The sequence below is a fragment of the Belliella pelovolcani genome, from assembly GCF_900156785.1.
In the GTDB taxonomy this organism is placed as follows: domain Bacteria; phylum Bacteroidota; class Bacteroidia; order Cytophagales; family Cyclobacteriaceae; genus Belliella; species Belliella pelovolcani.
This window is the reverse complement of sequence record NZ_FTOP01000035.1, coordinates 1-3,938: the sequence shown is the minus strand read 5'-3', so window position 1 is coordinate 3,938 and position 3,938 is coordinate 1. Positions and strand designations below refer to the sequence as shown.

Sequence of the window (3,938 nt, the reverse complement as noted above, 5' to 3'; positions counted from 1 at the left end):
GCTGAGAAAAACCCTGTTTTTGAACGAGGGTCAGCAAAAACTGGCAAAAATGTTCGATTTTTGATTTTGGGTGTCCCAGTGTCGAAGTCAGGAGTTTATTGCAGAGTGACTTTTCCTGAATTTGCAACAATCAATAGGGTTTTATTAGAACAGTATTATATCCATGCAGAAGAGCGAGCTTTTACCGCAAGAATCCCTGGAGCAGCAGAACGATACGACTACTTTGCTAAATCTGGTAATAAACACCTATTACAGCGTGTTCCTCACAAATATTTAGCCTCTTTGTTGGGGGTAAGACCTGAAACTTTAAGCAGAATCATTACGAATTCTTGATAAATGTCAATTTTTTTACTCTTTTTTTGATGGAAGCTACATTTAACTAGATATGAAAGTATCTTTATGGTTAAATTTTGATTTATGAATATAAGTTTACTGCTGATCATCATCCTACTTTCAGTTGCTACCGTCAATAGTTTATTGTTGATTATCAAACGAGAGAAATCAATAATAAACAACAAAATGCTAGGCTGGTCACTTTTATTTTATAATGTTTTTTTGCTGGTTTATTTTGTGTGGTTCGAAGCGGGTTTTATACTGAAATCTCCACATATGTTGAGGTCAGTAAGTCCTTTGATGTACCTGTCAGCACCTTTCTTCTATTTTTACATTAGAAATAGCATCGAAGGAACCAAAGGGTTTAGAAAGTATGATTCCATTCACCTACTCCCTGCATTGATACATTTCGTCGATCTGATTCCATTTTACATACAACCTTATGAAGTTAAATTTGACTTGGTTGTTCAGATAGTAGAAAATCCTTTTATGATAAATAAGTTAGGAAATGGCCTTATCCCTATGAGCTTTCATTATCCATTTAGATCATTTTTACAGATAATATATTTAGGAATATCAGTCAATCTAGTGATTTCAAAAAGGCCAAAACTACTTCTTGAAATCAATAGAAATAAACTCAAAAATTGGCTTTACTATTCCTTGATTTTAATGGGTTTTGTAATCATTGCCCATTTTGGATACTCATTTTTTGAGATGCTCAAAAATTTTGAAATCTTAGACTGGTCGGGATTGGTTTCGTTTTTCTCAAGAATGGCATTACTTGGTATTTTGGTTTTAAATCTATACATCAACTTCAATCCTGATTTTGTTTTTGGATATAAAGAGGAAGAAAATATTGAGGAAATTATTAACCTTGAAAATGTATTAGTTGAAGCCGAATTGAAGACAGAAGAGAAGCAACCGGTCAAAAAGAACATAAAAGAAAGTTTACCGACAGGAGTTTCGGAGTTGGACCTTTTGACAGTGAAGAAAAGAATGGAGTATCTTTTAGATGAAGGCGCTTTTTTAGAAAATGGTATAAGCCTAGCGACTTTTTCAAAGCAAATGGGCTTATCACCGAAAATCATCTCAATGGTGATTCATAGATATTTTGAAAAAGGCTTCAATGAATTGATCAATTGCTATAGAGTCAGGTATGCCATAGCTGAAATTCAAAACGGCTATCTAGATGACTATACCATAGATAGTCTAAGTGAAAAAGCTGGATTCAACTCAAGAATTACTTTTTTCAATGCATTCAAAAAAGAGGTAGGTTATAGCCCTAATGAGTACTGGAAAAAATTTGTCAATGGACAAATTGAAGAAGAGGAGTAGGGTTAGACTTCAACAAAACCTCTAAATCCTCTAGCAGCATAATAGGAATCTGCTCCGTTATGATAAATAAACGTCCTTCCGAACCTTTTATCTCCAAATATTGCCCCACCTTTCTCTCTTATGGCATCCGGTGTTGCCAGCCAAGAAGATGTTTTCAAATCAAAATCACCAAGTGATTGTAATCTAAAATACATGTCTTCAGTCAAAAGCTGTATGCCTATTCCCTTTGCCAGTCCTTGAGCAGTTCCAGAGGGCTTATTTGCTTTTCTTTTTTCAAGCGCTTCTTGGTCATAACAAAGGCTCCTTCTTCCTGAAGGACTTTCAGCACTACAATCACAAAAAACTAATTTCTCAGAATCATTCATACCAATTACATCAGGCTCTCCTCCAGTCTCTTCCATCTTTCCAAGAATACCTAGAACAGTTGCATCATCTGAGATTTTTTGTAATACAACCTCCCATTCAAGGTCAGCATGTCTATGCATATTACGCTCAAATCTTTCTTTTAAAATTGCAAGTAAGTTTTCCTTATCCATTTTATTTAAGTATTTCCAAGTTATACATGCTCCAAAAAGAGCGTTACAAAATACGCAAAGGACCACTAAGCTCACAAAATGATAAATCTTGGTGTCTCTCTTACGTATCTTTAAGATTTCCTCCTTTATGGGATAGTCTTTTGCGACATGATGCGATAATCAACAACCTGCACTTTCACGTCTACCGTTAAACGTTAACTATACATCGTTAACCGTAAATTTATCCTATTACTTACCGTGTTCTTATTGTTAACGTAATTAACATTTAACGCTTAACATTTAATGCTTAACACTTAACTCTTAACAAGCTAGCGCTATTTGTATCCCTAACCAAATAACCAAATAACCAAATAACCAAATAAACCCTAACCCCTAATCCCCAATAACTAAATAACTATCACTTTTTACTCCTAATGAATATCATCGCTATTCCAGTAGTTAGCACACCCATGACCAATGCTGCAATGGTAGACTGCTTGGCATAATTAGCAAAGTTGAACTGAGCCTCTGCCTCCTCAATGGTATCAAAGTAACCGATTTCTACTGAGCGCTGAATGACGTTTGGGAAGTATTCTGGCGTGATTATGTAGGAAATTATCCATTGCATCCCAGGACTAAATATGGCTATGATTATGGCTATGATTACGCCAGCTTTTAGTCCTTGAAGATAAGATATTTGTCCAGCATATTTTTGAGACTTGATATCTTTCAGACCCATGACCATCACGATGATGGCAGGAATTGCGTAAAGGTTGGTCAAGTACAGGTGATAATCAATGTATTTACCATGAAGTCCAGCGATTTTTTCTAAGACCATCCAAGCCAATGTCATCAAAATAAAGATAACGGCCCATTTGAATTCGAGTTTGATATTTTTCATTGTATGTAGGGTGGTTAATTATGTAAATATAAGGAATGATTGCTTTATGAAATAGAAGATTATGCAAGCTTAGTATCTTTTCTCCTATTGGTACAAACCACCATGTAAAGCGAGTCAAATGATCTTAAACTATTTTAATGCAAATTGCCTTATTTAGGATAAATTCTCAACATTTGACGTTTAAAAAAATTGGTGTTAATCACGTTTCTATTTGCCTAAGAAAAGAGCGTCACAAAATACGAAAAGGTCCACTAAGCTCACAAAATGATAAATTTTGGTGTCTTTCTTAAGTTTCTTTAAGATTTCCTCCTTTATGGGATGGTCTTTTGCGACATGATGCGATAATCAACAACCTGCACTTTCACGTCTACCGTTAAACGTTAACTGTACATCGTTAACCGTAAATTTATCCTATTACTTACTGTGTTCTTTTTCTTAACGACTTAACATTTAACACTTAACCCTTAACAACTTAGCGCTCTTTTTATCCCTAACCAAATAACCAAATAAACCCTAATCCCCAATTACCATTAACTAATAACTAACTCCTAATTCGGCAATCTTACCAATTGCAACCAAAACTCTTCAATTTTGGTAATAGCTTTCAGGAAATCTTCCATCTCCATAGGCTTGGTGATGTAGCTGTTGGCATGATGCTCGTAGGCCTGATCAATATCTTTTCTAGATGAAGATGTTGTCAACATGATGACCGGAATCCGCTTCAGGTTGGGATCAGTTTTGATTTCCTGTAGGACTTCGTATAACACTCCCCATTTGTTGGACCAAAAGTATCAGTTGCTAAGTTAATTTATTTTTTTGTTAATGCTTCTTTAGTTGTCCTATTTCCCAAGGGT

4 protein-coding genes and 1 pseudogene are annotated in these 3,938 nt (G+C 35.1%); 2 read left to right on the top strand and 3 right to left on the bottom strand.

Translation table 11 applies throughout. The features are described 5' to 3' along the window. Positions 1 to 333, top strand: a pseudogene (locus tag BW935_RS18525) (hypothetical protein); the annotation flags it as partial. 84 nt (positions 334 to 417) lie between these two features. Then, complete coding sequence (locus tag BW935_RS17915; protein WP_076503155.1) at positions 418 to 1,668, top strand: helix-turn-helix domain-containing protein; 1,251 nt, start codon at positions 418 to 420, stop codon at positions 1,666 to 1,668. A 2-nt stretch (positions 1,669 to 1,670) separates the two neighbouring features. Here the strand turns inward: BW935_RS17915 and BW935_RS17910 are convergent, their stop codons facing one another. From BW935_RS17910 to BW935_RS17900, 3 genes are all read right to left on the bottom strand, one after another. Continuing rightward, entirely contained in the window at positions 1,671 to 2,204 is a 534-nt protein-coding gene (locus tag BW935_RS17910; RefSeq protein WP_076503154.1) for a DUF4256 domain-containing protein, read from the bottom strand. Positions 2,205 to 2,601: 397 nt separating this feature from the next. Then, positions 2,602 to 3,084: a DUF4199 domain-containing protein gene (locus tag BW935_RS17905; RefSeq protein WP_076503153.1), complete on the bottom strand. Its 483-nt coding sequence runs from the start codon at positions 3,082 to 3,084 to the stop codon at positions 2,602 to 2,604. Positions 3,085 to 3,632: 548 nt separating this feature from the next. After that, positions 3,633 to 3,851, bottom strand: coding sequence for a response regulator (locus BW935_RS17900; protein ID WP_076503152.1), 219 nt, complete (start codon positions 3,849 to 3,851; stop codon positions 3,633 to 3,635). Positions 3,852 to 3,938: the final 87 nt, after the last annotated feature.

Coding starts and splice junctions, on each gene's coding strand:
- BW935_RS17915 (WP_076503155.1), top strand. CDS start 418: ATGAATATAAGTTTACTGCTGATCATCATCCTACTTTCAGTTGCTACC.
- BW935_RS17910 (WP_076503154.1), bottom strand. CDS start 2,204: ATGGATAAGGAAAACTTACTTGCAATTTTAAAAGAAAGATTTGAGCGT.
- BW935_RS17905 (WP_076503153.1), bottom strand. CDS start 3,084: ATGAAAAATATCAAACTCGAATTCAAATGGGCCGTTATCTTTATTTTG.